A 25,183-nucleotide genomic window follows, 5' to 3' on the forward strand; every position below is an offset into this window, starting at 1 on the left:
AGCGGCTTTTTTCGCGGAGCGTCAGTTCAGAAGTACGTCAGGCGACATGCTGCTCGTCGAACTTCTTGCCGCCGACATGCAGCGTCGAATGCTTGCCGAACTGCTTCGACAGCAGGTCGCGATACAGGCCCGGACGGTTGCGTAATTCTTCGGGACTGCCGTCGTCGATCACCTTGCCGGCGCTCATCACGATGATGCGGTCGAAGTTGTGCAGCGTCGACAGACGGTGGGCGATCGCGACCACCGTGCGGCCGACCATCAGCCGGTCCAGGGCTTTCTGGATCGCTTCTTCGGAAGCGCTGTCGAGCGCGGAGGTCGCTTCGTCGAGCAGCAGGATCGGCGCGTTCTTCAGGATCGCGCGCGCAATCGCGATACGTTGCCGCTGACCGCCCGACAGCTTCACGCCGCGGTCGCCGACGATCGTATCGAATCCTTCCGGCATCGCCTCGATAAAGTCGGAGCAGCGGGCTTCACGCGCGGCGGCGAGCACCTCGTCGCGCGTCGCTTCGGGACGGCCGTAGGCGATGTTTTCATAAACGGTGCGGTGGAACAGCGAGATGTCCTGCGGCACCAGCGCGATCGAGTGGCGCAGGCTGTCCTGTGAGATCGACGAGATATCCTGGCCGTCGATCAGGATGCGTCCGCCCTGCGTTTCGTAGAAACGTTGCAGCAACGCGAGGACGGTCGACTTGCCTGCGCCCGATTTGCCGATCAGGCCGACGCGCTGGCCCGCCGGAATGTCGAGATCGAAATGATCGAGAATCGGGCGGCGCTTCGGATACGCGAAGGTGACTTTGTCGAAGGTCACGCGGCCGCCTTGTGGCACGAGTTCGACGGCGTCGTTGTGGTCAGGCATGCCGTGCGGCTCCAGCAGCGTCTTCACGGCTTCCGCGAGACGCGCGACGTGCTGCGTCACGTCGACGAGCGCAACGGCCAGATCGCGCGTGCCGTGCAGGATCGTGAAGCCCAGCGAGCTGACCAGCACGATGTCGCCCGAGGTCGCCTTGCCCTGATCCCACAGCCACAGCGCCCAGCCGAGCAGCCCGGCCGACAGCAGCGCCGTGATGACCGCGTGCAGCAGACGCAGCTTCTCCAGATACAGCAGGCTTTGCTGACGCGCGACCATTTCCGACTTCACGGTCGCGCTGAAGCGCTTCTGCTCGCGGAACGTCATGCCGAACGCGCGCACGAGGCCCATGTTGCCGATCACGTCGACGAGTTCGCCGTCGACGGCGGCGGCCCGGCTCGCGAAGTTGTGATGCCGCGCCGAACCGCGCCCCGCCAGCTTGAAGAGCACGATCGACAGAATTGCCGAGCAGGTCAGCAGACCGAGCGCCATCAGCGGATTGACGGTGACGATCATGACGATCGCGCCGACGACCGCGATGCACGGCGGGAGGACGTTCCACGCCGTCGTGTTTTCGGCCGTGTAGACGGCGTTGGACGTCGCAGTGATCCGGCTCGCCAGCGTACCCGGCTGTTTCTCCGCGTAATAGGTCGGCGAATGGCCCGTCAGATACTGGAACAGGTCCTTGCGCAGATCGCCCGTGACGGCCACGAACGTATGCGCGGCCACCCAGCCGCCGACGCGCCACAGCAGGTTGTCGGCGGCAATCAGGCCAACCAGGATCGCAAATGCGCCCCACAGCGGCCCCGGATGATGACGGCCCGCGCCGAGCACATCGATCAGATGTTTGATCGCGTATTGCGAAGCGAGCGCACAGCCCACGGCCGCAAACACGCTGCCCAGCACGATCAGATGAGCGACCGGATGGCGGCGGATAAAGCGGAAAAGGAACGCAAGCGGCCGGTTCGCATAGCTCGCAAGCTTTGCGTTATGGGCGTTTCGCTGGGCAATGGTCAGATGTTCCAATTGTTCGTTTGGTCTGTCAGTGTCGGTTTGAGACGTCTGAAACGGGTTCAGGTCGTGCAACGGTCGTGCCTGGGAACGGCCCGTAACACCAGCGTAGGCCTCGCATTGTAAACATGCAAAAGCCATTTCGCATGGCGGTACAGCCAAAGGGGGCGCGATTATTTTCGCGACACGTACCGGTAAGCTTTCCCAGGCTTGACCCGCGTGCGGGCAAGTGGTTCACGGCAATGGCGTGAATTTTCGAGATATAATTACAGATTGCATACGAGCCGGCGAGGCGGAATTGCATTGAATTCCAGCCGACGCAAGACGGGTCCTCGATGACCGCGGTCGAACGGCTTGCGACGCCAGTGCCGATGCAGGGCTACCACTGTAAAACACCTTGAGAAAACAAGGGTTTGCGAAGTGTTTCGCGTTTGTAACAACGTAAAGACTTTGAAATGTGGGGGCCGGTCTGCCAGGCAGGCATCGATAATGCATGCTCGGTCGCGTCAGGAAATATCTGACAGTTTGTCAACGTCCTATCACGAGCCGCGTTTATGGCTTTGAGCACAGACTTTGACATTGACCAAGCTGGCGTCTTACCAAGCGATCCATCGCAGGAATTTCTCGAAAGAATCAGGCTCGTGTCCGGTGCAGCTTCAGAATGCACGCCGAACCGGGCGCCCTGGCGAGCAAGCGAAGTCGCTTTTTCCAAACTGCAGTCTTTTTGCCTGATTTTTTACGAGGAGTTCTCCCTATGCGAATCGCTCAAATCGCTCCCTTGCACGAGGCGGTTCCTCCCAAGCTCTATGGCGGCACGGAACGCGTCGTGTCGTACCTGACGGAAGCGCTCGTCGAGCTGGGACATGACGTGACGCTTTTTGCCAGTGGCGATTCGCAAACCTCCGCGAAGCTCGAAGCCTTCTGGCCGCAAGCGTTGCGTCTGGACCCGACCATCCGCGACGTGATGGCGCCGCACATGCTGCTGCTCGAAGAAGTCCGCCGCCGCGCGGAAGAATTCGACGTGCTGCATTTCCACATCGACTACTACCCGTTCTCGCTGTTCGCGCGCCAGCCGGTGCCGTTCCTGACGACCATGCACGGCCGTCTCGATCTGCCCGAACTGCAGCCGGTCTTCAACACGTTCAGCGACGTGCCCGTCGTGTCGATCTCGGACAACCAGCGTCAGCCGCTGCAACAGGCGCACTGGCTGTCGACGGTGTACCACGGCCTGCCGGAAAACGTGCTCACGCCGATCCCCAACGTCGAGCCGGGCTACCTCGCATTCCTCGGCCGCGTCTCGCCGGAGAAGGGCCTCGACCGCGCGATCCGCATCGCCGGCCAGGCAGGCATGAAGCTCAAGGTCGCCGCCAAGATCGACAAGGCCGATCGTGCCTACTACGAAGAAGTCATCAAGCCGCTGATGGCGCTCCCGCACGTCGAGTACATCGGCGAAATCGGCGAAGCCGAAAAGCGTGAGTTCCTCGGCAACGCGCATGCACTGGTGTTCCCGATCGACTGGCCGGAGCCGTTCGGTCTGGTGATGATCGAAGCGATGGCTTGCGGCACGCCCGTGATCGCGTTCAAGCGCGGCTCGGTGCCGGAAGTGATCGAGAACGGCGTGTCGGGCTTCGTCGTCGAAGACGAGATCAGCGCCGTTGCGGCCCTCAAGCGCCTCGACCAGCTGCCGCGCGCGCAAGTGCGCAAGGCGTTCGAATCGCGCTTCACGTCGAAGGTGATGGCTCAGAACTACCTGAAGACCTACGAAGAACTGCTGCACGCAAAGCGCCGCACGGTGCTGCGCGAAGTCAACGCAGGCTGATTGCCGCGTTGGCGGGCCGCGCTGGAGACTGTTCTTAGTCTTCGCGCGGCCTGTCCGGTGGGCCGACAACGCCCCGCATGTGTCGAACATGCGGGGCGTTGTTGCATTTGCGCCGCACGCCGATGCAAAACGCGTGGGGAATGGACCGAAAGTGTGCGTTCGTGGTCCTGCAACCGTGAGACGAATCGGTAATATCCCTATAATGGCCGTGCCGCAAATCCGGCGCAGCCGGTCCATATGAGGAGATTGCTTTGGCGAGAACGAAACAGACGCGTGCGAGCGCGGCGCCCGGCGCCGGCACGATGTTCGCGCTTCGCGCCATCGGTCTCGTGATACTGGCGCGCTGGCTCTTCTCGATGGGCGAGATGGACCCGCTGACGGCGCTACAGGCAATGGCCTCGTCGCCATGGGCGTGCATCAACCTCGTTTTCCTGTTTTTGCTGATCTTCCTGCCAGGCGCGAAGGCCCGCGCCGAGCGGCCGTTCCATCCGCTGCCGCAATGGCTGCGTCAGGCGCTGCGCCTGTTTGCTTTCCTCGGTTTGCTGTTCGCGGTCTGGTCGGTGGGCGCGTTCGTCTGGGCGGCCGGCTGGCGGCGCGCGTTCAACGCCGTCGCGGCGACCAACGGCTGGCTGCTTGCCGCGCCGACGCTGTACGCTGCAGTCGTGTGGATCTGCCGTCCGCGCGCGCTGTGGCGCACGAATATCGCTGCGCGCCGCTTCGCGATCGGCCGCTTTGCCATTTCGATCGACGCTGTCACGCGCACGGCCATCGTTTGGGCGGAAAGCCGCAAACTCGGCCAGTACGACGCGCGCGAGTTGTCGCTGCGCTGGCACGACGGGACCGGGCGCGCGGCCCGTGGGGCGTCGCGCATGACGCAGGCCGTCGATCTGTCAGGCGCGCAGGCGGCGACGGTGCCCCCCATGTCGAACGGTCACGCGACGCTCGAGCGCGCGGGTGTCGGCGGCTTGCTGCGCCGTCCGAAAGTCGAATTGATGTGGGATTCACCCGCTGCCGCCGGCCACAACCGGCAAACCGTGTTCAGGTCGCCGCTCGCGACGGAAGGCGATCGTGTTGCGGCGCGGGCGCTCGACGCGAATCTGCGCCAGGCCTGAACGCTCTTTCTGGACGCGGCCGTCGCGTCCATGCTCCGTGGTCTGAATTGCATCGTTCATGGAGATGTCCATGCTGATCCGCTGGATGCTGGCCGCCGTCCATCTACTCGGTTATGGCTTCGCGCTCGCAGCGATCATCGGACGCACGCGCGGGTTGCGTCGGCTGTCGGGTCCCGCTGGTCTGCAGCGCGTATTCCTTGCGGACAATGTCTGGGGAATCACGGCCGTCGTCCTGATCGTCACGGGCCTGATGCGCGTTTTCGGTGGCTTTGAGAAAGGCGCGGATTATTACCTGCACGAGCCGCTCTTTCACCTGAAGATGGCGGCGCTCTTACTGATCCTCGCTTTCGAGATCGCTCCGATGATGACCTTGATCCGCTGGCGCGTCGCCGTCAGAAACGGCGAGACGCCGGATCTCTCCCGCGCTCGCCGCTTTGCCCGCGCGGGGCACTGGCAATCCATTCTGCTGATCGTGATGGTGTTTGCCGCGTCGGGGATGGCGCGCGGGATTGGCGCGGGGGCGTCTTAAGCCTTCGAGCCGGTCTGCTGACCGGCGCGTCGTTGTCGAACGATGGCTTTCAGCGCGGGCTGATGCGGCACCACTGCCACGCCAGCACGCCCTTGCCGATCCCGGCTTCGTACGGCGTGCATGAGGCCGCGTCGAAGCCGAACCCGGCGCGCTCGAAAGCGCGTGCGGCGTCGGCGGCGAGCTGACGGTTGCGGGCGCCAAGATCCAGCCGGTCGTCGGCGCGCAGGCCGAGCCGGCACTGTTCCGACGCGTCGCGCGGAGCTTCGACGGCCGCGTGCAGATGCAGCTTCGACACCGCCCAACGCAACGCGTGGCAGCCGCGCGCCGAGCGCGTCAGCCCGAGCGTGGCGGCAACGTCGTTCACGCCGTTGACGTTGTCCTCGCGCCAGTTGTGCGCGCCGTCGATCAACGCAAACGTCGGGCCGCCGCGTTCGCGCGCGAGCGTCACGATGCGTGCGCGAAACGCGTCGCTTGCAGGAAAGCTGCTGTCGATCTGCGTGAATGCGACCGAGTCGGGAAAGCGCGTCGCGATCCATGCCCAGCCCGTCGTGGTGCTCCGGATGACGACCGTCGTGCGCTCCGGCTGCGCCAGCGGCGGAAGCTGCGCGTGGTACAGCGGATCGGCCCAGCCTTCGTGTCCCCACGTGCGAGCGCCGCCCGTCACGACGACAGCGGTGGCGGCGATAAGCGCCCACGCCGCCGCGCGCCGCGCGATACGGGCGGGCAGCAGCCGGTCGAGCAGCAGCACGAGCACCATCGGCGCGAGCATTTCGATGGGCACGATGTAACGATAGATGCTGAACAGCTTCATCCACACGACGAAGCCGAGCACGACGAACAGCACCACGAGGCGTTGCTTCGGTTCGAGCGCGATGCGCGCTTGGCCCTTGAAGCGCTGGGCTGCACTCGCGAGTACCCACCACACGAGCACGAGATAGACGATCGGCCAGATGATCTGACGGATCGGCGTTTCGCCGACGCGCTTCGAATCGGCCGCGATGATGAATGGCCACAGCAGCGTCTCTCCGAGATTGCGCGGCAGCCAGCGCACGTCGCCCTGCGCGGCGGAGGCCGTCAGCGCGTTCGGAAAGAACTTGCCGAACTGCGGATAGAGCGGGTTGCCGAACTGCTGCCACAGATGCAGCATCCAGTAGCCCGTCGTCGCGGCCATGCCGAGCAGCACGCCGACGCCGAATAGAAACGCGATGCGCACGCGCGCGCCCAGCGTCCCCGGATAGCTCAGAAGGCTCACGCACAGCGCGACGGCGAAAACCGCGTTGGTCAGCTTCAGGCCTGTCGCGACACCCACGAGCAGGCCGCTGATGATAGGCGCCGCGAACGCGCCCGCCGTGCGTCCGTCGAGCCGCCGCCAGTTCGAGAGCGCTACCAGCAGCCCACCGAGCACGAGCAGTGCGGTCGTGTCGTCGCCCATCGAATTGCCCAGGCCGGACAGAAAGTTCGCGGTGAGGCAGCCAGCCGCCGCGATCAGAATGGGCAGGCGGTAGCGATCATCGCTGGATGCGGACGGCCATACTTCGCGGGCGATCGCGACGATCAGCACGAACGTCGAGCCATGCAGCACGCCGAGCAGAAACCCGACGACTCGCGACGGCAGATGCGTATTCAACAGGTATAGCGCTGTGTCGAGCAGCGGGTTGAAATAGGATTGCATGCCCGCCGGGGCGAGGTCGGTCTGCAGCTTGCCATGCAGCCACGCGAACGGGTTGTACAGGTGATAGTTGTACAGGTCCCAGTTCGCGTCCGCGCCGAGCAGCAGCGAGTACAGCCCAAACAGCAGTGGCACGATCACGCACGCGGCCGTCATCGCGCGACGCGAGCGCAGATCGACGATGCGCGGGCGCGCCGTGGACAATGCAGCCCGGGTTTGAAGATCCTCTTTCACGGAACGAGCGGTCATGAGCGGGCCTTGAACACCCACAGCTTCGCGCTGACGAAGTTGACCGTCATGCCCGCAAGCGAACCGACGGCAACGGCGATGAGCGGCAGCAGCGCGCTCTTCGGCAGGAGCAGGACGGTCGCGCTATAGGCTGCGTAATTGACGACGCCGCCGCCCAGCATCGCGAACAGGTAATGCCACCACTCGGCCCACGCCGATTTGTTGCTGCCCTGGACGAAGGTGAAGCGTCGATTGAACTGCCACGTCGACCAGACCGCCGCGACAAACGACACCGCGCGGCCAGCGAAATAGCCTGCTCCGAGTGCGAGCATTCCATACAGCACGCCTGCGTCGACGATGAGGCCGATCACGCCGGCGATGGCGAAGCGGAGTAGTTCGCGCTTCATTTGCCGGCGCGTCCTGCGAGTGTCGCAGCCGCTGCTGTCGTTGTTGCGCCCGTTGCTTCGCGTTGAGCGCCCGGTGCCGGAAAAGCGAGGTAGGCGAGTCGCTTCACCTCGGCGCGGCCATGGGTCACCGTATCGAGTATCACGCCGCACACGAGGAACAGCGCCGCGAAGATCATTAGCGCGGCGCATAGCACGGCCGTCGGCAGCCGCGGCACGAGACCCGTTTCGAAGTACGTTTCGAACAGCGGCACGGCGAGTGCGATCGACGCGAGCGCGCATAGCGCCGTGCCGATCGAGAAGAACGTGAGCGGCCGCTCGGCACGGAACAGTTTCACGATCATGCTGAGAATGCGAAAGCCGTCGCGGTACGTGTTGAGCTTGCTGACGGAGCCTTCGGGACGCGATTTGTAGCGGGTCGCGATTTCGGCGACGGGCATGCGCAGCTCCAGCGCGTGGACGGTGAGTTCCGTCTCCGTCTCGAAGCCTTTCGAATGCGCGGGAAACGACTTCACATAGCGACGCGAGAACACGCGATAGCCCGACAGCATGTCGGTGAACGTGCGGCCGAAGATCGATGCGACGAAGCGCGTGAGCATCACATTGCCGAAGCGATGGCCGAGGCGATACGCTTCGTGCTCGTCCGTATGACGGGTCGCGACGACCATGTCGAGTGCGTCCTCGATCAGACGCTCGATCATCTGCGGCGCGGCAGCGGCGTCGTAGGTATCGTCGCCGTCGACGAGTACGTACGCATCGGCGTCGATGTCCGCGAACATGCGCCGGATGACATTGCCCTTGCCCTGATACCCCACCTGGCGCACCACGGCGCCCGCCGCACGCGCGACGTCGCTCGTGTTATCCGTCGAGTTGTTGTCGAACACGTAGATGTCGGCGCCCGGCAGGGCCGCGCGAAAATCCCGCACGACGGATCGGACAGTCGCTGCCTCGTTGTAGCAGGGAATCAGAACGGCTAGACGAAGCGAATCGTAAAGGGGCATCGGCAGGATGTTGGGTGATGATGGTGACAGGCTTCGCGGGTGCCGGCCGGCGGCGCGAAGCGCGGCTATTTTATCGCACGCATCAGGCGCGAACGGATCGTTCGAGGCGGGTGTCGCGGCGCGGAGCATGAACGTGAGGGAGCACGGAGGCAATCGCGTGAACGCGAGTAACGACGATGAAACGCAAGCGGAAAAGAAAAAGGCCCGGACGTTTCCGTCCGGGCCTTCTTTTCTTCGAATTTGGTGGGTAGTACTGGGATCGAACCAGTGACCCCTGCCGTGTGAAGGCAGTGCTCTACCGCTGAGCTAACCACCCGAAGAGCTGTGCATTATGTCAGCTCTTTTAGACTTCGACAAGTACTTTTTAAGCGATTTGCGCATCCGCGGTCGCGGAGACATCTTCCGCAGCCGGTTGCGTGCGCCACACACTGGTTCCCTTCACCGCTTTGTCGAGACCATCGAGCAGTGCTTCGTGTTCGGCCAGTTCGTCGTCCGTCGCCGTGAGCACGACGAGTTCGAGCGTATCGAGCTTGACGCGCTTGGCGCCACCTGTTTCGCCCGCTGCCGCTTCGCCGATCATGTCGATCACGAGGCTTTCCTGGCCGCGCGTCATCGCGAGGTACACCTCGGCGAGCAGTTCCGAGTCGAGCAGTGCGCCGTGCAGCGTGCGGTGCGCGTTGCTGATGCCGAAGCGGTCGCACAGCGCATCGAGCGAGTTGCGCTTGCCCGGGAACATCGACTTCGCGCGCACGAGCGTGTCGATCACCTCGCCGCAGTGATCGGTGAACGGCGGCAACCCCAGCAGCGAGAACTCGGCGTTGAGAAAGCCGATGTCGAAGGGCGCGTTGTGGATGATGAGTTCCGCGTCCTTCACGAAGTCGCGCAGTGCGTCGGCGATCTCCGCGAACTTGGGCTTGTCGCGCAGGAATTCCGTCGTCAGTCCGTGGACGGCCAGCGCGCCCGGATCGCTGTCGCGCTCCGGATTGACATAGAAGTGCAGGTTGTTGCCCGTCAGCCGCCGATTCACCAGCTCGACGCAGCCTATTTCGATGATGCGGTCGCCACTCTTCGCGTTCAGTCCCGTCGTTTCCGTATCGAGGATGATTTGACGCATGTCGGTCTTGCCTGTTCGTGTTGATGCGTGAAAAGAATGGAGCGATCTTAAAGGTGCTGCTGAGGATCAGAGCTGCGCCAGTGAAGCCACGCCACGGTTGGCGAGCGCGTCCGCGCGTTCGTTCTCAGGATGGCCCGCGTGGCCCTTGACCCAGCGCCACTCGAGCTCATGCTGCTGCGTGAGTGCGTCGAGCCGTTTCCAGAGATCCGCGTTTTTCACGGGCGCCTTTGCGGCCGTGATCCAGCCTTTTTTCTTCCAGCCGTGAATCCATTCGCTGATGCCTTTCTGCACGTATTGCGAATCGGTGTGCACGACCGCCTTGCAGGGGCGCTTCAACGCCTCGAGCGCGGCGATCACGGCCATCAGTTCCATCCGGTTGTTGGTCGTGTTCGCTTCGCCGCCGAACAGTTCCTTTTCCTGCGCGCCGAAGCGCAGCAGCGCGCCCCAGCCGCCGGGACCGGGATTGCCCTTGCAGGCGCCGTCGGTGAAGATTTCGATCAGATCAGAACTCATTTTGCCTTGTTGCGGGTATTGGGCGTGGCGGCGGGCGCGAGGCCAGCGGCCAGCACGGGCTTCTTGACTTTCAACGGACCGACGAGGCGCATGCCGCGCACGCGCTTGATTGCCGTGACCATGTAGACGGCGCCGAAAATCGGCCACCAGCGGTCACCGGCGGCTTCCATGAACTCATAGCGCGACAGCCATTTTTCGCCGACGAGGGGCGGACGATAGCAGCCGAAGCGTCCGCGTTCAAGGTCGAAACCGAGCAGCTTGATCCAGTCTTTGAGCCGCGTGAACGCGATCAGATCATGCGCCGCGGGCACGAACGGCCGCCCAGTGACCTTGCCGACCGATTGCCGCGCGCCCCACAGCGACAGCGAATTGAAGCCGAGAATGATCAGTTGGCCTTCGGGCATCAGGACGCGCTCGGCTTCGCGTAGCAGACGGTGCGGATCGCGTGTGAATTCCAGCGTGTGCGGCATCACGATCAGATCGACGCTTTGTGCCTCGAACGGCAGATCGAGCAGGTCGCACCAGACCGCGCTGCGTCCGGACGGCGCGTGACGCTCGGGCAGCCCGCCTGCGACGCCGCGCGGAAACGTGTACGGCGCGCTCGCGCCGCTCTCGGCGTCGAGTACGAGGCCGCGGCAGGGCATGCGGTTTTCGCGCAGCGCGTCGAGTTGCGGCAGGCCCAGTTGCAGCGCGTGATAGCCGAATACGTCGGACACGACGCGGTCGAGCTGCGCCTGCTCCCACTCCAGCACATAGCGTCCGGGTGGGGAGGTGGTCCAGGCAGGCCAGTCTATAATCGATCGGTCAGACATGTTAAAGAATGCGTCGCCTATGAATTCGCTCGAGTACGTACCAGTCCCGGCGTTTGATGACAATTACATCTGGGTCGTGTCGGACGGCCATCATGCCGTCGTCGTCGATCCGGGCGACGCCGCCCCGGTGAAGGCTTATCTGGCAAAACGGGGATGGCGGCTGAGCGCTATTTTACTCACGCACCATCATGCCGACCACGTCGGCGGAGTGGCCGATCTGCTGGATGGCCAGGTTGTGCCCGTCTACGGCCCCGCCGGAGAAGCGATTCCGTACCTGACGACACGCCTCAAACAGGGCGACGAGGTGCATATCGCGGCGCCCGCGCTCAATTTCAGCATTCTCGACGTGCCCGGCCACACGAGCGGCCACATCGCGTTTTTCCAGGCAGCCGATCCGCGCGGCACACCGCATGTGTTCTGCGGCGACACGCTGTTCGCCTGCGGTTGCGGCCGGCTGTTCGAAGGGACGCCGGCGCAGATGCTGGACTCGCTCGACGCGCTCGCCGGATTGCCGGGCGAGACGGAAGTGCACTGCGCGCACGAATACACGCTGTCGAATATCCGCTTCGCGCTGGCGTGCGAGCCGGACAACGCAAAGCTGCAAGCCTGGCGCGACGAGGCGACGAATTTGCGCGCGCGCCATGTGCCGACGCTGCCCACCACGATCGCCCACGAGCGCGCCGTCAACCCGTTCCTGCGCGCGGGTGAGCCGTCCGTTCAGGCGACGCTCGCCGAGCAGTTGCATGAATCGGTGCCGGATCGGTTGGCCGCTTTCACGCTGATGCGCGAATGGAAGAACAGGTTCCACTGACCAGGTAAAGCATGGGGTCATGCTCATCCGAATCGTAGAAACAAACGCCAAGCCTCAGATTTGGCTACGTTTTTCACATTATTCTGATTGACGGAAAGGGCGGTCTTTCGTACTATCGGCTGCAAATTCCAGCCCTTTTGGAAGCCGAGACGTTCATGAGATTCATCTTTAGCGCGTTGTTGGTCCTGACGCTCGCGGCATGTGCGAGTCAAGGACCAGCAACGAACAGCCTTTCCACTGCTTCCGATCCCGCCAGCCAGCAAGCCGTTGCCGACGCCCTTCGCAAGACTGCCACCGCCAAAGAAACGATCAACGTCGACCAGGGTTCCGTCGACCAGTTGACGAGCGCGGACAGCGATCTCTGGGGCCGTATCCGCCGTGGTTTTCAGATGCCCGACCTGCAGACCGACCTCGTCGACATGCAGGTCAACTGGTATGCGCAGCGCCCGGACTACGTCCAGCGCATGACCGAACGGTCGCAGAAGTACCTGTATCACATCGTCGAAGAACTGGAAGCGCGCCATATGCCGACTGAGCTGGCGCTCCTGCCGTTCATCGAATCCGCGTACAACCCGCAGGCGCTGTCGGTCGCGAAGGCGGCGGGCATGTGGCAGTTCGTGCCGGGCACGGGTCGCACGTACAACCTCAAGCAGAACATGTGGCAGGACGAGCGCCGCGACGTGCTCGCGTCCACCAGCGCTGCACTCGACTATCTGTCGCGTCTGCACGATATGTTCGGCGACTGGTATCTGGCGCTCGCCGCGTATAACTGGGGCGAGGGGAACGTGCAGCGCGCGATCGCGCGCAACGAAGCGGCTGGCTTGCCGACGGACTACCAGAGCCTGCGCATGCCGATGGAAACGCGCAATTACGTGCCGAAGCTGCAGGCCGTCAAGAACATCGTGATGAACCCGCAGGTCTACGGGCTCACGCTGCCGTCCATTCCGAACCACCCGTACTTCGTGACGGTGACGACTTCGCACGATATCGACGTCGATACCGCGGCCAAGCTCGCGAACATGACGCCGGACGAATTCCGTTCGCTGAACCCGTCGTTCAAGAAGCCGGTGATTCTCGGCGCCACGCAGCCGCAGATCCTCCTGCCGTTCGATAACGCCAGCGCATTCGAGCGCAATCTGAAGTCGTACACGGGTTCGCTGTCCTCGTGGACGACCTACACGGTCACCGAACGCTCTCGCCCGGCTGCGATTGCCGAAAAGATAGGCGTCGATGCCGACACGCTGATGGCCGTCAACAAGATTCCGGCGGGCATGCGCCTGAAGCCCGGCTCGACGATCGTCGTGCCGCGCGCCGATGACGACGACGAAGACATCAGCGCCGATGTCGCCGAAGGCGCCGTGCTCGCGATGGAGCCGGACGTGCCCGACACGCGCAAGATGCTGATCCGCGTGCGCCGCAAGCAGTCGATGGCGATGATCGCCGACCGTTACGACGTGTCGATCGGTCAGTTGAAGGCGTGGAACCGGACGAAGCGTGATCTCGTCATGCCGGGCCAGGTGGTCGTGTTGCACGTTCCTGTCGGCAAGGCGATGCCGAGCGAGCCGGGTCCGCAGAAACTGGCGACGGTGCCCGTCGGCGGCGGCGTCGAGAAGGCCAGCGCCCAGGTCGCAGACACCCGGTCCGAATCGCGCTACGATAAGAAGCGAAGCCGCGGTCAGACTGGTGTGGTGAAGGTGTCGGAACCGGTTGCGAAGCCTGCTGCCGCAAAAGGCAAGGTGACGAAGGTTTCGACGGAAGCGGCTGGCAAGGCGTCGAAGGCCGATACGGGTAGCCGCCATAAGGTCTCGGCCAACGCGAAGAAGGGCAAGTAAACAACAGCGGCCTTCTCGAGGATGACCGAACATGCGCTGCGGGGGCAGCGCATGAAGTGCGCTCCGATCTCTCCTCGTTTTCCTTGACGCCGTCACCCGAGGTGACGGCGTTTTTCATTTCCACCGACGTTTCCCTGACGGAGCGCCTATACGGGAGCCCGTACGCCATGCGCGGTCTTGCACCACGATGGACACGATTGGGCTATCGTTCACCCTCGGGCCCGCTGGGCCAACTCGCTGACGCCTCATGTTTTCGACGCCCCTTCGTGTTTTTCTCCTGTTTTCCGCCGGTTACTTCGTCTCGTACGTGTTTCGTGGTGTGAATCTCGGTTTTGCGCCGTTGATTACGCACGAACTCGGGCTGACGGCCGCCGATCTCGGCCTGCTGACTAGCCTTTATTTCCTCGGCTTCGCAGGCGCGCAACTGCCTGCCGGCGTCCTGCTCGATCACTACGGCGCGCGTCGCGTGACGGCGGGGATGCTGCTGTTCGCCGCGGCAGGCATCGGCGTGTTCGGCGCGGCGCACGGCGTCGTGGCGATGATGGCGGGTCGGCTGTTGATCGGCGTCGGCGTCTCGGTGTGTCTGGGCGGCGCGTTCAAGGCGCTGGCGCAGCATTTTCCGGCGGCGCGGCTGCCGCTGATCAATGGGCTCGTGATGGCCGTCGGCGGTCTGGGTGGGGTCGTGGTCGGGTCGCCGTTGACCTGGCTGCTGACTTTTGCGAGCTGGCGTGCAGTCTGTTTTGGACTCGTCGTTCTCACGATCGTCGTCGCGGCGATGCTATGGGCGTTCGCGCCCGAAACGAAGGAAACACACCATCAGGCCAGCCTCGTCAGCCAGTTCAAGGGTACGTGGCATATCCTGCGCAGCGCGGCGTTCTGGAAGATCGCGTCGTTCTCGGTCGTCACGCAAGGCGTGTTCTACGCCATGCAGTCGCTGTGGGTGGGCGCCTGGTTGCGCGACGTCTCCGGTTTCCAGTCACATGAAGCCGCTGCGTTCGTCTCGGTGCTGGGTTTCGCGATGATGGCAGGCTGTGTCGGCTTCGGCGCGGCGGCGCGCAGCATGGAGCGGCGCGGGCTGTCGCTATATGCGTTTTGCGGCGTCGGCATGGCGCTTTTCGTCATCACGCAGCTTCTGATCATGTTGCGTGCGCCGCTTCCCGCAGGATTGTTGTGGGCGGCTTACGGGATTTTCGGTGGCGTAGGCATTCTGAGTTACGCGGTGCTCGCGCGCCATTTCCCGCCGCATCTGATCGGACGCGCGAATACGACGCTGACGCTGATCATTTTTCTGTTGATCTTCGGCTTCCAGATTGGCGTGGGCGCGGTGCTGTCGCGCTGGACGCCCGTCGACGGACACTATCCGCCCGTCGCGCACCTCACCGCGTGGGGCATTCTCGTTGCGCTGCAACTGGCGAGCGCCATCTGGTACGTGCTGCCGAGCCGAGTGCTGGCCAAAAGTCCGGCGCGCGTGCACGCAGAACATCAACCGTAAGGTGCCGGGCATATCCTGATAGGCGGTGAAAGCCCGGGCGGGCGCGCGGTGCGGCAAGCTGATTGCGTCCGGAGCGCCTGCTAGCAGCAGCTTCGCCACCGCGTCCCCCATCTCGGATTTGAAGAGAAGGGTCGTTTCAGGCTATAATTTCAAGGTTTGAGCTTATCAACCCGCACCCTAGCGCCTACCTCTCCCACACCGTTCATCCGCCGCGTTTCGTTGTAGTCCCGGTTGTTTTTCATGCGTGAAATCTCCCGGCTACCGTCGCCAGCGGCCCGCAACCAGCCAGTTCGCCTACACAATGGGCCGACTGCGTGCTCTGCGGCGCCCCCTGCGACTCTCCGCGAACAGCGACAACGCGAGCGAGCCTGCGCGCGCATCGACTGATGCGCCTCGCCGCGGCCCGCACGGTCGGATAGACAGGTCGGCAACAGGGTGCTCCCCCAAGGAGTCTCCCGTGTTGCCGTCATTTTCTCCCGCTCTGCTCGCGCTCGCCGACGGCACGGTCTTTCGTGGTTACTCGATCGGCGCGCCCGGTCATACGATCGGTGAAGTCGTCTTCAACACGGCCATCACCGGCTATCAGGAAATCCTGACCGACCCCAGCTACGCGCGCCAGATCGTCACGCTGACGTATCCGCACATCGGTAATGTCGGTGTGAACGCCGAAGATGTCGAAGCCACGAAAGTCCATGCCGCCGGCCTGATCATCCGTGATCTGCCTGTCCTCGCGTCGAACTTCCGCATGGAGCGCACGCTCCCGGATTACCTGAAAGCGGAAGGCGTCGTCGCGATCGCCGGTATCGACACCCGCAAGCTCACGCGTGTGCTGCGCGACAAGGGCGCGCAAAACGGCGCGATTCTCGCAGGCTCTGATGACGAAGCGAAGGCAATCGAACTCGCGCGCTCGTTCCCCGGCCTCGCAGGCATGGACCTCGCAAAGGTCGTGTCGACGCAAAAGCCCTACGAATGGAAGCAGACGGAATGGCGTCTGGGTAGCGGCTACGGCATGCAGAACACGCCGCGCTACCGCGTCGTCGCGTTCGACTTCGGCGTGAAGTACAACATCCTGCGCATGCTCGCGGAACGCGGCTGCCAGGTCACCGTGCTGCCGGCGCAAGCGACGGCCGCTGACGCGCTGGCGCTGAATCCGGACGGTATCTTCCTGTCGAACGGCCCTGGCGACCCGGAACCGTGCGATTACGCGATCGCCGCAACGCGCGAATTCATCGAGCGCGGCATTCCGACGTTCGGCATCTGTCTGGGCCATCAGATCATGGGTCTCGCCGTCGGCGCGAAGACCATGAAGATGAAGACGGGCCACCACGGCGCGAATCATCCCGTGAAGGACCTCGACGACGGCCGAGTCGTCATCACGTCGCAGAACCACGGCTTCGCGGTCGACGCCGACACGCTGCCCGCCAACGCGAAGGTGACGCACGTGTCGCTATTCGACGGCACGCTGCAAGGCTTCGCGCTGACCGACAAGCCGGCATTCTGCTTCCAGGGTCACCCGGAGGCGTCGCCCGGTCCGCACGACATCGCCTATCTGTTCGACCGCTTCACCGCGTTGATGGACACGGCGAAGGGCAACAAGTCGGCAGCGGCGTAAGCAGGCGTTCGCAATAACAGCGACGGTAAGAAAGCGCGCCCCGCGACGCCGTTCGGCTGGCCCATCTGGGCACGGTCCGAACGGCACACCGCCGGCGCGCCAACGGTAAGAACTCAGGAATACATTAGCGAGAGCGTTATGCCCAAGCGGACAGACATCAAGAGCATCCTCATTATCGGCGCGGGTCCGATCATCATCGGCCAGGCGTGCGAGTTCGACTACTCGGGCGCGCAGGCGTGCAAGGCGCTGCGTGAGGAAGGCTACAAGGTCATTCTCGTCAACAGCAATCCGGCGACGATCATGACCGACCCGAATACGGCCGACGTCACCTACATCGAGCCGATCACGTGGGAAGTGGTCGAGCGCATCATCGCGAAGGAGCGCCCGGACGCGATCCTGCCGACGATGGGCGGCCAGACCGCGCTGAATTGCGCGCTCGATCTGCATCACCACGGCGTGCTGGAGAAGTACAAGGTCGAACTGATCGGCGCATCGCCGGAAGCGATCGACAAGGCCGAAGACCGTCAGAAGTTCAAGGACGCGATGACGAAGATCGGGCTCGGCTCGGCGAAGTCGGGCATCGCGCATTCGATGGAAGAAGCGTTGCAGGTGCAAGCGGAAATCGCGGCGTTCACGGGCGGCAGCGGTTACCCGATCGTGATCCGTCCGTCGTTCACGCTCGGCGGCTCGGGCGGCGGCATTGCGTACAACCGCGAAGAATTCGAAGAGATCTGCAAGCGCGGTCTCGACCTCTCGCCGACGCGTGAACTGCTGATCGAAGAATCGCTGCTCGGCTGGAAAGAGTACGAGATGGAAGTGGTCCGCGATAAAAAGGACAACTGCATCATCGTTTGCTCGATCGAAAACCTCGACCCGATGGGCATCCACACGGGCGACTCGATCACCGTCGCGCCGGCGCAGACGCTCACCGACAAGGAATATCAGATCCTGCGTAATGCATCGCTCGCGGTGCTGCGCGAGATCGGCGTCGATACGGGCGGATCGAACGTGCAGTTCTCGATCAATCCCGTCGACGGCCGGATGATCGTGATCGAAATGAACCCGCGCGTGTCGCGTTCGTCGGCGTTGGCTTCGAAGGCAACGGGCTTCCCGATCGCGAAGGTCGCGGCGAAGCTCGCCGTCGGCTATACGCTGGACGAACTGAAGAACGAAATCACGGGCGGTCAGACGCCGGCATCGTTCGAACCGACCATCGATTACGTCGTCACCAAGATCCCGCGTTTCGCGTTCGAAAAATTCCGCGAAGCCGATCCGCGTCTGACGACGCAGATGAAGTCGGTCGGCGAAGTGATGGCGATCGGCCGCACGTTCCAGGAGTCGTTCCAGAAGGCGCTGCGCGGTCTGGAAGTCGGCGTCGACGGTCTGGATGAAAAGACCACGAGCCGCGACGAAGTAATCCGCGAGATCGGCGAAGCCGGCCCGGACCGCATCTGGTACGTCGGCGACGCGTTCCGCCTCGGCCTGACGCAACAGGAAATCTTCGAGGAAACCGCAATCGACCCGTGGTTCCTCGCGCAGATCGAAGAGATCATCCGCAAGGAGAAGGCGCTCGAAGGCCGGACGCTCGCGAGCCTCACGAAGGAAGAGTTGACGTATCTGAAGCAGAGCGGCTTCTCGGATCGCCGCCTCGCGAAGTTGCTCGGCGCGACGGGCGCGGATGTGCGCAAGCGCCGTATCGAACTGAACGTGCGCCCCGTGTACAAGCGCGTCGATACCTGTGCGGCCGAGTTCGCGACGAAGACGGCGTACATGTACTCGACGTACGAAGAAGAGTGCGAAGCGAACCCGACGAACAACAAGAAGATCATGGTGCTGGGCGGCGGCCCGAACCGGATCGGCCAGGGCATCGAGTTCGACTACTGCTGCGTGCACGCCGCGCTCGCGATGCGCGAAGACGGCTACGAAACGATCATGGTCAATTGCAACCCTGAAACCGTTTCGACCGACTACGACACGTCGGACCGTCTGTACTTCGAGCCGCTGACGCTCGAAGACGTGCTCGAAATCGTCGACAAGGAAAAGCCGCTCGGCGTGATCGTTCAGTACGGCGGCCAGACGCCGCTGAAACTCGCGCTCGATCTCGAGGCGAATGGCGTGCCCATCGTCGGCACGTCGCCGGACATGATCGACGCTGCAGAAGACCGCGAGCGTTTCCAGAAGCTGCTGCAGGACCTCGGCCTGCGTCAGCCGCCGAACCGCACGGCACGCGCCGAAGACGAAGCGCTGAAGCTCGCCGACGAAATCGGCTATCCGCTCGTCGTGCGTCCTTCGTACGTGCTGGGTGGCCGTGCGATGGAAATCGTCCACGAGCCGCGCGACCTCGAGCGCTATATGCGCGAGGCCGTGAAGGTGTCGAACGATTCGCCCGTGCTGCTCGACCGCTTCCTGAACGACGCGATCGAATGCGATGTGGATTGCATCTCGGACGGCGACACGGTGTTCATTGGCGGCGTGATGGAGCACATCGAACAGGCAGGCGTCCACTCAGGCGATTCGGCTTGCTCGCTGCCGCCGTATTCGCTGTCGAAGGAAACCGTCGCTGAACTCAAGCGCCAGACGGGCGCGATGGCAAAGGCGCTGAACGTGGTCGGTCTGATGAACGTGCAGTTCGCGATTCAGCAGGTGCCGCAGGCGGATGGCTCGAAGCTCGACGTCATCTACGTGCTCGAAGTGAACCCGCGTGCTTCGCGTACGGTGCCGTACGTGTCGAAGGCGACCAGCCTGCCGCTCGCAAAGATCGCAGCGCGCGCGATGGTCGGCCAGAAGCTCGCGCAGCAGGGCGTGACGAAGGAAGTGATTCCGCCGTACTTCAGCGTGAAGGAAGCCGTGTTCCCGTTCGTCAAGTTCCCGACGGTCGACCCGGTGCTCGGACCGGAAATGCGTTCGACGGGCGAAGTGATGGGCGTGGGTCAAACCTTCGGCGAGGCGTTGTTCAAGTCGCAGCTCGCGGCGGGTTCGCGTTTGCCGGAGACGGGCACCGTGCTGCTGACCGTGATGGACGCCGACAAGCCGAAGGCTGTCGAAGTCGCGCGGATGCTGCATGAGCTGGGCTATCCGCTCGTCGCGACGAAGGGCACGGCTGCGGCGATCGAAGCGGCCGGCGTGCCGGTGAAGGTCGTCAACAAGGTGAAGGACGGCCGTCCGCACATCGTCGACATGATCAAGAACGGCGAAATCGCACTCGTCTTCACGACCGTCGACGAAACGCGCGCAGCGATCGCCGATTCGCGTTCGATCCGCATGAGCGCGCAGGCGAACAAGGTCACGTACTACACGACGATGTCGGGCGCGCGTGCCGCCGTTGAAGGCTTGCGTTATCTGAAGGATCTGGAAGTCTATGATTTACAAGGACTCCACGCTCGCCTAAACTAAGGCTTCAGATTTCTGTCCAAGTCGTAAGTGCCGCGGTTAAGCGGCGTCCCTAAGGTGTCAGATCGGGCTTTGTGCCACGTTTGCGCACCGTACCGGGATGCACTTAACCGCGGTGATTTTTTTTGTGGCTGTCTTTTGCCAAAGAGTTGTTTATGAGCACTATTCCATTGACGAAGCGCGGCGCAGACCAACTGCGCGACGAATTGCAGCGCCTGAAATCGGTTGAGCGTCCGTCCGTCATCAATTCGATCGCGGAAGCGCGTGCCCAGGGCGATCTGTCGGAAAACGCCGAGTACGACGCTGCGAAAGAGAAGCAGGGCTTTATCGAAGGCCGCATTGCTGACATCGAATCGAAGCTGGCGGCCGCGCAAATCATCGATCCGGCCGCGCTCGACGCGGAAGGCCGCGTCGTGTTCGCCGCGACGGTCGATCTGGAAGATCTCGATTCGGGTGCTTCGGTTACCTATCAAATCGTCGGCGACGACGAAGCCGATCTCGAGCGCGGTCTCATCTCCGTCAGCTCGCCGATCGCGCGCGCGCTGATCGGCAAGACGGAAGGCGATGTCGCGTCGGTGCAGGCACCGGGCGGCGTGCGCGAGTACGAAATCATCGCGGTCCGTTACATCTGAGGCGGCCGCCGTGTCTTCGATGCCGCATCGCCTGTTCCGCCTGTTGACGGTCATCTGGGTCGGCAGCCTGCTGACCATTGGCTACGCCGTGGCGCCCGTGCTGTTCACGTCGCTCGACCGGATGACGGCGGGCGCGGTGGCGGCACAGCTGTTTCGCATCGAAGGCGTGATCGGCGTGGTATGCGGCGTGCTGTTGCTCGCGCTGTGCAATGTGCTGGTCCGGCGCGGGGGCGACGCGTATCGGCGTCTGCGCTGGCTGATCGCCGGCATGCTGGTGTGCGTGCTGGTCGGCTACTTCGCGCTGCAGCCGTTCATGAATGCGCTGCGCATCGCCGCGCAGGAAGCGGGCACAGATGTCGGCCACTCCGTTTATGCAAGCCGCTTTGGCATGCTGCACGGCGTGTCGAGCGTGTTCTATCTGATCGAAAGCCTGTTGGGTATCGTGCTCGCCTGGAAGCTGCCGGCGGGAACGGGTATTGGCGGCGCGGAGCGGGGCGCGGGACGCGTCGCTGGCCGGACTGCCGGATAGCGCGTCGGCGCTGATTGCGTCCGGGCAGGCGGGCAGACTGGCTTGTCGGCGCTCAAGGGCGCGGCGCCCTTCAAATTCTCTTCGGTCGGCGCGGTCCAGGCCAGATGGCCAAGACCGAAACCTCAAACTGGTTTTTTCCGCGCCACGCCGGTTTTATTTCGACGTCTGATGCATGCGCTTCGCGCTGGTCTGGCGCTTCTTCGCTTTCTTGATGTTGCCACCAGCGGTGACGCGCTCGTTGCCGCGAACCACCAGTTTCTGCGCTTTGGGCTTGCGCGTCGGATTTTCGGACGGTTTGACGACCTTCACGACGCGCGGCGCGCGGCCCTTGTTTGTCGGCGATTCACCAACGGCCTCACGTGCGCTCGGCAGTACGCCGCGCTTCGTCTTTACAGCGGTCTTCGCAGCGGGAGCGCGTTCGGCGGCCACCTTTTCCGGCTTCCAGATGACGAGCAGCTTGCCGATATGCTGGATCGGCGCCGCATTCAGGCGATCACAGATTTCGTCGTAGATGGCGAGGCGCTCTTCGCGTTCGTCGCCGAACACGCGGATCTTGATCAGCTGGTGCGCTTTCAGATGGACCTTGACTTCCGCCAGCACGGAATCGGTCAGCCCGTCGGCGCCGATGATCACGACCGGCTTGAGCGCGTGAGCCTGGGAGCGCAGTTCGGCGCGTTGTTCGGAAGAAACTTTGAGGGCGGGCATGAGAAGTAGAAGACTCGACTAAAATGGCGACGCCCGCGAGCAGGGATCGGTGGTCCGGCAAACCGGCGATCCGGCGGAACAGCAGGCGGTACGCGAAAAATCAGGAAACTGCGGCCAGGAAACTGCGGGCGATGAATCCGGGGCGAGGCCGGCGCCAGAGAGTGACGGCAGCGGCAGCGCGGACTACAAGCAGAACCACGAGCGCGGCAGACGGCCTTTGGCTGCAGTCGCGCGAATTAAACGCGTATTATCCGCTAAAAGCGCGGCATTACGTAGCAAGAGTTCAACGTTTAATGGCAAAAAACAAGTTCAACACGTCGTGGCTGCACGACCACATCAACGATCCGTACGTGAAAATGGCGCAGCGGGAGGGCTATCGCGCCCGCGCAGCCTACAAGCTGAAGGAAATCGACGAGCAGGACAAGCTGATCCGCCCGGGTCAGGTGATCGTCGATCTGGGCGCCGCGCCCGGCAGCTGGAGTCAGTACGTACGCAACAAGCTCGCGCAGGGCAAACATCGCGACGCGCAGCGGGACGGCGGGATCGACGGCACGATCATTGCGCTCGATCTGCTGCCGATGGAGCCGATCGCCGACGTTCATTTCATCCAGGGCGACTTCCGTGAGGACAATGTTCTCGAACAACTGGAAGAAGTCGTCGGAGATCGCGATGTCGATCTTGTAATTTCGGATATGGCGCCCAACCTGTCGGGGGTGGCGGTGGCGGATGCCGCGCGGATCGAGCATGTGTGCGACCTCGCGCTGGAGTTTTCGCAGAACCACCTCAAACCCGATGGTGCCCTTTTAGTCAAATGCTTTCACGGCAGCGGTTACAGCCAGATTGTCGAAAAGTTCAAGCATCAGTTTAAGACGGTGGCCGCTCGGAAACCGAAGGCGTCCCGGGACAAATCCTCCGAGACGTTCATTCTGGGTAGGCATCTGAAGCGACCCCGTTAAAAACGGGTGCAGTGATATGTAAGCCCGCATTTCCGGCACGCCGGAAAATAAGAGCGCTGAGGTTGCGCGGTACGCTATTTATGCGGTAGCGAATGCTTATGGCAGGGGTCTTCGGACTGGATTAGAATGCCTGAGTGGTGCCGCAAGGCAAATGTAGGCGCTTGTCTATGAGTGAAGGAGTGGTGCTTTGAACAACAACATGTTTTCGAAAGCAGCAGTGTGGCTGGTGATCGCACTGGTGCTGTTTACGGTGTTCAAGCAGTTCGACAAGCCCCGTGTCCAGGAAGGCGTTTCCTATTCGCAGTTCATGGACGACGCGAAAAGCGGCAAGGTCAAGAGTGTGATCGTTCAGGGGCGCAACCTCACGGTGACGCCGGCCGACGGTCAGAAGTATCAGATCGTGTCGCCGGGCGACATCTGGATGGTCGGCGACCTGATGAAGTATGGCGTGCAGGTCAGCGGCAAGGCAGATGACGAGCCGAACGCGCTGGTTTCCGCGTTGTATTACCTCGGGCCAACCATCCTGATCATCGGATTCTGGTTCTACATGATGAGACAGATGCAGGGAGGCGGGAAAGGCGGTGCCTTCTCGTTCGGTAAATCCCGTGCGCGTCTGATCGATGAGAACAACAACGCAATTAATTTCTCGGACGTCGCCGGCTGCGACGAGGCCAAGGAAGAAGTGTCCGAACTGGTCGACTTCCTGCGCGATCCGCAGAAGTTCCAGAAGCTGGGCGGCCGTATTCCACGCGGCGTGCTGCTGGTCGGCCCGCCAGGAACCGGTAAGACGCTGCTTGCGCGTGCTATCGCGGGTGAGGCGAAGGTGCCGTTCTTCAGCATCTCGGGTTCGGACTTCGTCGAAATGTTCGTCGGCGTGGGCGCGGCTCGTGTGCGCGACATGTTCGAGCAGGCCAAGAAGCATGCGCCTTGCATCGTGTTCATCGACGAAATCGATGCGGTCGGCCGTCATCGCGGCGCCGGCATGGGCGGCGGTAACGACGAACGCGAACAGACGCTGAACCAGATGCTCGTCGAAATGGACGGCTTCGAGGCGAACTCGGGTGTGATCGTGATTGCTGCGACGAACCGTTCGGACGTGCTCGACAAGGCGCTGCTGCGTCCGGGCCGTTTCGACCGTCAGGTGTATGTCGGTCTGCCGGATATCCGTGGCCGTGAGCACATCATGAAGGTGCACCTGCGCAAGGTGCCGATCGCAAACGACGTCGACGCGGCAGTGATCGCGCGTGGCACGCCGGGCTTCTCGGGCGCCGATCTGGCGAACCTCGTGAACGAAGCGGCGTTGTTCGCTGCGCGTCGCGGCAAGCGCATCGTCGAAATGCAGGACTTCGAGGACGCGAAGGACAAGATCTTCATGGGTCCGGAGCGCAAGTCGGCCGTGATCCGCGAAGACGCGAAGCGCGCGACGGCTTACCACGAGTCGGGCCATGCGGTGATCGCCAAGCTGCTGCCGAAGGCGGACCCGGTGCACAAGGTCACGATCATCCCGCGCGGCCGTGCGCTGGGTGTGACGTGGCAGTTGCCGGAGCACGACAACGAGACGTATTCGAAGGACTACCTGCTCGACCGTCTGGCCATTCTGTTCGGCGGCCGCGTGGCGGAAGAGCTGTTCCTGAACCTGATCAGCACGGGCGCATCCGACGACTTCAACAAGGCGACGGCAACCGCACGTGCCATGGTGGCGCGCTTCGGCATGACCGACGCGTTGGGGCCGATGGTCTACGTCGACGACGAGAACGATGCGTCGCCGTTCGGCCGTGGCTTTACGCGTACCATTTCCGAGGCGACGCAGCAGAAGGTCGACGCAGAAATCCGTCGTGTGCTGGACGATCAGTACAACCTCGCCAAGCGTCTGCTCGACGAGAACCGCGACAAGGTCGAGGCGATGACCGCCGCGCTGATGGAGTGGGAAACGATCGACGCCGATCAGATCAACGACATCATGGCTGGACGTCCGCCGCGCTCGCCGAAGAGCTCGCCGTCGCCTGGCGATGCATCGGGCGGCAGCAGCCCGGGCACGGAAGTGAAGCCGGGCAGCGCGACCGCGCCGGCTACCTGATGATCGGTTAAAGGTGTTTTACGGGCCGGTGTGTTTTCACACCGGCCCGTTTTCATTTCTAATGCTGCTCGGATCGCGATACGGTCGT

At 63.1% G+C, this 25,183-nt stretch carries 20 protein-coding genes and 1 tRNA gene; 12 read left to right on the top strand and 9 right to left on the bottom strand.

Annotated elements, in window-relative coordinates:
- Positions 1 to 37 precede the first annotated feature (37 nt).
- Complete coding sequence (locus tag PPGU16_RS04775; protein ID WP_180721921.1) at positions 38 to 1,873, bottom strand: ABC transporter ATP-binding protein; 1,836 nt, start codon at positions 1,871 to 1,873, stop codon at positions 38 to 40.
- A 739-nt stretch (positions 1,874 to 2,612) separates the two neighbouring features.
- On the opposite strand from PPGU16_RS04775, the gene PPGU16_RS04780 reads away from it, so the two are divergent.
- The 3 genes from PPGU16_RS04780 to PPGU16_RS04790 all read left to right on the top strand — a co-directional run bounded on the left by PPGU16_RS04780 (position 2,613) and on the right by PPGU16_RS04790 (position 5,318).
- Positions 2,613 to 3,677 (top strand): glycosyltransferase family 4 protein, encoded by a 1,065-nt coding sequence (locus PPGU16_RS04780; protein ID WP_042306921.1) that lies wholly within the window; start codon positions 2,613 to 2,615, stop codon positions 3,675 to 3,677.
- 251 nt (positions 3,678 to 3,928) lie between these two features.
- Positions 3,929 to 4,789: a hypothetical protein gene (locus tag PPGU16_RS04785; protein ID WP_180721922.1), complete on the top strand. Its 861-nt coding sequence runs from the start codon at positions 3,929 to 3,931 to the stop codon at positions 4,787 to 4,789.
- A gap of 70 nt (positions 4,790 to 4,859) precedes the next feature.
- The gene (locus PPGU16_RS04790; protein WP_180721923.1) at positions 4,860 to 5,318 is read left to right on the top strand and encodes a DUF2214 family protein; all 459 of its coding nucleotides are present in this window, start codon (positions 4,860 to 4,862) and stop codon (positions 5,316 to 5,318) included.
- Between the two features lie 49 nt (positions 5,319 to 5,367).
- Here PPGU16_RS04790 and PPGU16_RS04795 read toward each other — a convergent pair whose 3' ends face one another.
- The 7 genes from PPGU16_RS04795 to PPGU16_RS04825 all read right to left on the bottom strand — a co-directional run bounded on the left by PPGU16_RS04795 (position 5,368) and on the right by PPGU16_RS04825 (position 11,059).
- Complete coding sequence (locus PPGU16_RS04795) at positions 5,368 to 7,236, bottom strand: glycosyltransferase 87 family protein (protein WP_180721924.1); 1,869 nt, start codon at positions 7,234 to 7,236, stop codon at positions 5,368 to 5,370.
- Entirely contained in the window at positions 7,233 to 7,622 is a 390-nt protein-coding gene (locus PPGU16_RS04800) for a GtrA family protein (RefSeq protein ID WP_180721925.1), read from the bottom strand. The genes PPGU16_RS04795 and PPGU16_RS04800 overlap by 4 nt, the downstream gene beginning before the upstream one ends.
- The gene (locus tag PPGU16_RS04805) at positions 7,619 to 8,620 is read right to left on the bottom strand and encodes a glycosyltransferase family 2 protein (protein ID WP_180721926.1); all 1,002 of its coding nucleotides are present in this window, start codon (positions 8,618 to 8,620) and stop codon (positions 7,619 to 7,621) included. The genes PPGU16_RS04800 and PPGU16_RS04805 overlap by 4 nt, the downstream gene beginning before the upstream one ends.
- Before the next feature lie 241 nt (positions 8,621 to 8,861).
- Positions 8,862 to 8,936 (bottom strand) — tRNA-Val (locus PPGU16_RS04810).
- A 48-nt stretch (positions 8,937 to 8,984) separates the two neighbouring features.
- Positions 8,985 to 9,734 carry a DNA polymerase III subunit epsilon gene (gene dnaQ / locus PPGU16_RS04815; protein WP_180721927.1) on the bottom strand — a complete coding sequence of 250 codons (750 nt, stop codon included), beginning with the start codon at positions 9,732 to 9,734 and terminating at the stop codon, positions 8,985 to 8,987.
- Between the two features lie 66 nt (positions 9,735 to 9,800).
- Complete coding sequence (gene rnhA / locus PPGU16_RS04820; RefSeq protein WP_180721928.1) at positions 9,801 to 10,247, bottom strand: ribonuclease HI; 447 nt, start codon at positions 10,245 to 10,247, stop codon at positions 9,801 to 9,803.
- A complete protein-coding gene (locus PPGU16_RS04825) occupies positions 10,244 to 11,059 on the bottom strand; it encodes a class I SAM-dependent methyltransferase (RefSeq protein ID WP_180721929.1) in 816 nt (271 codons plus the stop codon). The genes rnhA and PPGU16_RS04825 overlap by 4 nt, the downstream gene beginning before the upstream one ends.
- A gap of 19 nt (positions 11,060 to 11,078) precedes the next feature.
- Here PPGU16_RS04825 and gloB point away from each other — a divergent pair, with 19 nt between their 5' ends.
- The 7 genes from gloB (at position 11,079) to PPGU16_RS04860 (ending at position 21,357) form a co-directional block, all read left to right on the top strand.
- Positions 11,079 to 11,870, top strand: coding sequence for a hydroxyacylglutathione hydrolase (gene gloB, locus PPGU16_RS04830; RefSeq protein ID WP_180721930.1), 792 nt, complete (start codon positions 11,079 to 11,081; stop codon positions 11,868 to 11,870).
- A gap of 155 nt (positions 11,871 to 12,025) precedes the next feature.
- Complete coding sequence (locus PPGU16_RS04835) at positions 12,026 to 13,702, top strand: transglycosylase SLT domain-containing protein (RefSeq protein WP_180721931.1); 1,677 nt, start codon at positions 12,026 to 12,028, stop codon at positions 13,700 to 13,702.
- Between the two features lie 247 nt (positions 13,703 to 13,949).
- On the top strand, positions 13,950 to 15,194 hold the full coding sequence (locus PPGU16_RS04840; RefSeq protein ID WP_180721932.1) for an MFS transporter: 1,245 nt from the start codon (positions 13,950 to 13,952) through the stop codon (positions 15,192 to 15,194).
- 457 nt (positions 15,195 to 15,651) lie between these two features.
- Positions 15,652 to 16,806: a glutamine-hydrolyzing carbamoyl-phosphate synthase small subunit gene (gene carA / locus PPGU16_RS04845; RefSeq protein WP_180721933.1), complete on the top strand. Its 1,155-nt coding sequence runs from the start codon at positions 15,652 to 15,654 to the stop codon at positions 16,804 to 16,806.
- A 138-nt stretch (positions 16,807 to 16,944) separates the two neighbouring features.
- Positions 16,945 to 20,199, top strand: coding sequence for a carbamoyl-phosphate synthase large subunit (carB, locus tag PPGU16_RS04850; protein WP_180721934.1), 3,255 nt, complete (start codon positions 16,945 to 16,947; stop codon positions 20,197 to 20,199).
- A gap of 152 nt (positions 20,200 to 20,351) precedes the next feature.
- Positions 20,352 to 20,828 carry a transcription elongation factor GreA gene (greA, locus tag PPGU16_RS04855; protein ID WP_180721935.1) on the top strand — a complete coding sequence of 159 codons (477 nt, stop codon included), beginning with the start codon at positions 20,352 to 20,354 and terminating at the stop codon, positions 20,826 to 20,828.
- A gap of 19 nt (positions 20,829 to 20,847) precedes the next feature.
- The gene (locus PPGU16_RS04860; RefSeq protein ID WP_180722550.1) at positions 20,848 to 21,357 is read left to right on the top strand and encodes a DUF4149 domain-containing protein; all 510 of its coding nucleotides are present in this window, start codon (positions 20,848 to 20,850) and stop codon (positions 21,355 to 21,357) included.
- A 153-nt stretch (positions 21,358 to 21,510) separates the two neighbouring features.
- Here the strand turns inward: PPGU16_RS04860 and PPGU16_RS04865 are convergent, their stop codons facing one another.
- Entirely contained in the window at positions 21,511 to 22,062 is a 552-nt protein-coding gene (locus PPGU16_RS04865; RefSeq protein WP_180721936.1) for a YhbY family RNA-binding protein, read from the bottom strand.
- 293 nt (positions 22,063 to 22,355) lie between these two features.
- On the opposite strand from PPGU16_RS04865, the gene PPGU16_RS04870 reads away from it, so the two are divergent.
- Together PPGU16_RS04870 and ftsH are read left to right on the top strand one after the other, a co-directional pair.
- On the top strand, positions 22,356 to 23,018 hold the full coding sequence (locus PPGU16_RS04870) for an RlmE family RNA methyltransferase (RefSeq protein WP_180721937.1): 663 nt from the start codon (positions 22,356 to 22,358) through the stop codon (positions 23,016 to 23,018).
- A 187-nt stretch (positions 23,019 to 23,205) separates the two neighbouring features.
- Positions 23,206 to 25,095, top strand: coding sequence for an ATP-dependent zinc metalloprotease FtsH (gene ftsH / locus PPGU16_RS04875; protein ID WP_180721938.1), 1,890 nt, complete (start codon positions 23,206 to 23,208; stop codon positions 25,093 to 25,095).
- The last annotated feature ends 88 nt before the right edge of the window (positions 25,096 to 25,183 follow it).

It is taken from the genome of Paraburkholderia largidicola (genome assembly GCF_013426895.1).
In the GTDB taxonomy this organism is placed as follows: Bacteria; Pseudomonadota; Gammaproteobacteria; order Burkholderiales; family Burkholderiaceae; genus Paraburkholderia; species Paraburkholderia largidicola.

Bases quoted from the DNA above. Each gene is read 5' to 3' on its own strand.
- PPGU16_RS04780 (WP_042306921.1), top strand. From the start codon at position 2,613: ATGCGAATCGCTCAAATCGCTCCCTTGCACGAGGCGGTTCCTCCCAAG.
- PPGU16_RS04790 (WP_180721923.1), top strand. From the start codon at position 4,860: ATGCTGATCCGCTGGATGCTGGCCGCCGTCCATCTACTCGGTTATGGC.
- PPGU16_RS04795 (WP_180721924.1), bottom strand. From the start codon at position 7,236: ATGACCGCTCGTTCCGTGAAAGAGGATCTTCAAACCCGGGCTGCATTG.
- PPGU16_RS04800 (WP_180721925.1), bottom strand. From the start codon at position 7,622: ATGAAGCGCGAACTACTCCGCTTCGCCATCGCCGGCGTGATCGGCCTC.
- PPGU16_RS04805 (WP_180721926.1), bottom strand. From the start codon at position 8,620: ATGCCCCTTTACGATTCGCTTCGTCTAGCCGTTCTGATTCCCTGCTAC.
- dnaQ (WP_180721927.1), bottom strand. From the start codon at position 9,734: ATGCGTCAAATCATCCTCGATACGGAAACGACGGGACTGAACGCGAAG.
- rnhA (WP_180721928.1), bottom strand. From the start codon at position 10,247: ATGAGTTCTGATCTGATCGAAATCTTCACCGACGGCGCCTGCAAGGGC.
- PPGU16_RS04825 (WP_180721929.1), bottom strand. From the start codon at position 11,059: ATGTCTGACCGATCGATTATAGACTGGCCTGCCTGGACCACCTCCCCA.
- gloB (WP_180721930.1), top strand. From the start codon at position 11,079: ATGAATTCGCTCGAGTACGTACCAGTCCCGGCGTTTGATGACAATTAC.
- PPGU16_RS04835 (WP_180721931.1), top strand. From the start codon at position 12,026: ATGAGATTCATCTTTAGCGCGTTGTTGGTCCTGACGCTCGCGGCATGT.
- PPGU16_RS04840 (WP_180721932.1), top strand. From the start codon at position 13,950: ATGTTTTCGACGCCCCTTCGTGTTTTTCTCCTGTTTTCCGCCGGTTAC.
- carB (WP_180721934.1), top strand. From the start codon at position 16,945: ATGCCCAAGCGGACAGACATCAAGAGCATCCTCATTATCGGCGCGGGT.
- greA (WP_180721935.1), top strand. From the start codon at position 20,352: ATGAGCACTATTCCATTGACGAAGCGCGGCGCAGACCAACTGCGCGAC.
- PPGU16_RS04860 (WP_180722550.1), top strand. From the start codon at position 20,848: ATGCCGCATCGCCTGTTCCGCCTGTTGACGGTCATCTGGGTCGGCAGC.
- PPGU16_RS04865 (WP_180721936.1), bottom strand. From the start codon at position 22,062: ATGCCCGCCCTCAAAGTTTCTTCCGAACAACGCGCCGAACTGCGCTCC.
- PPGU16_RS04870 (WP_180721937.1), top strand. From the start codon at position 22,356: ATGGCAAAAAACAAGTTCAACACGTCGTGGCTGCACGACCACATCAAC.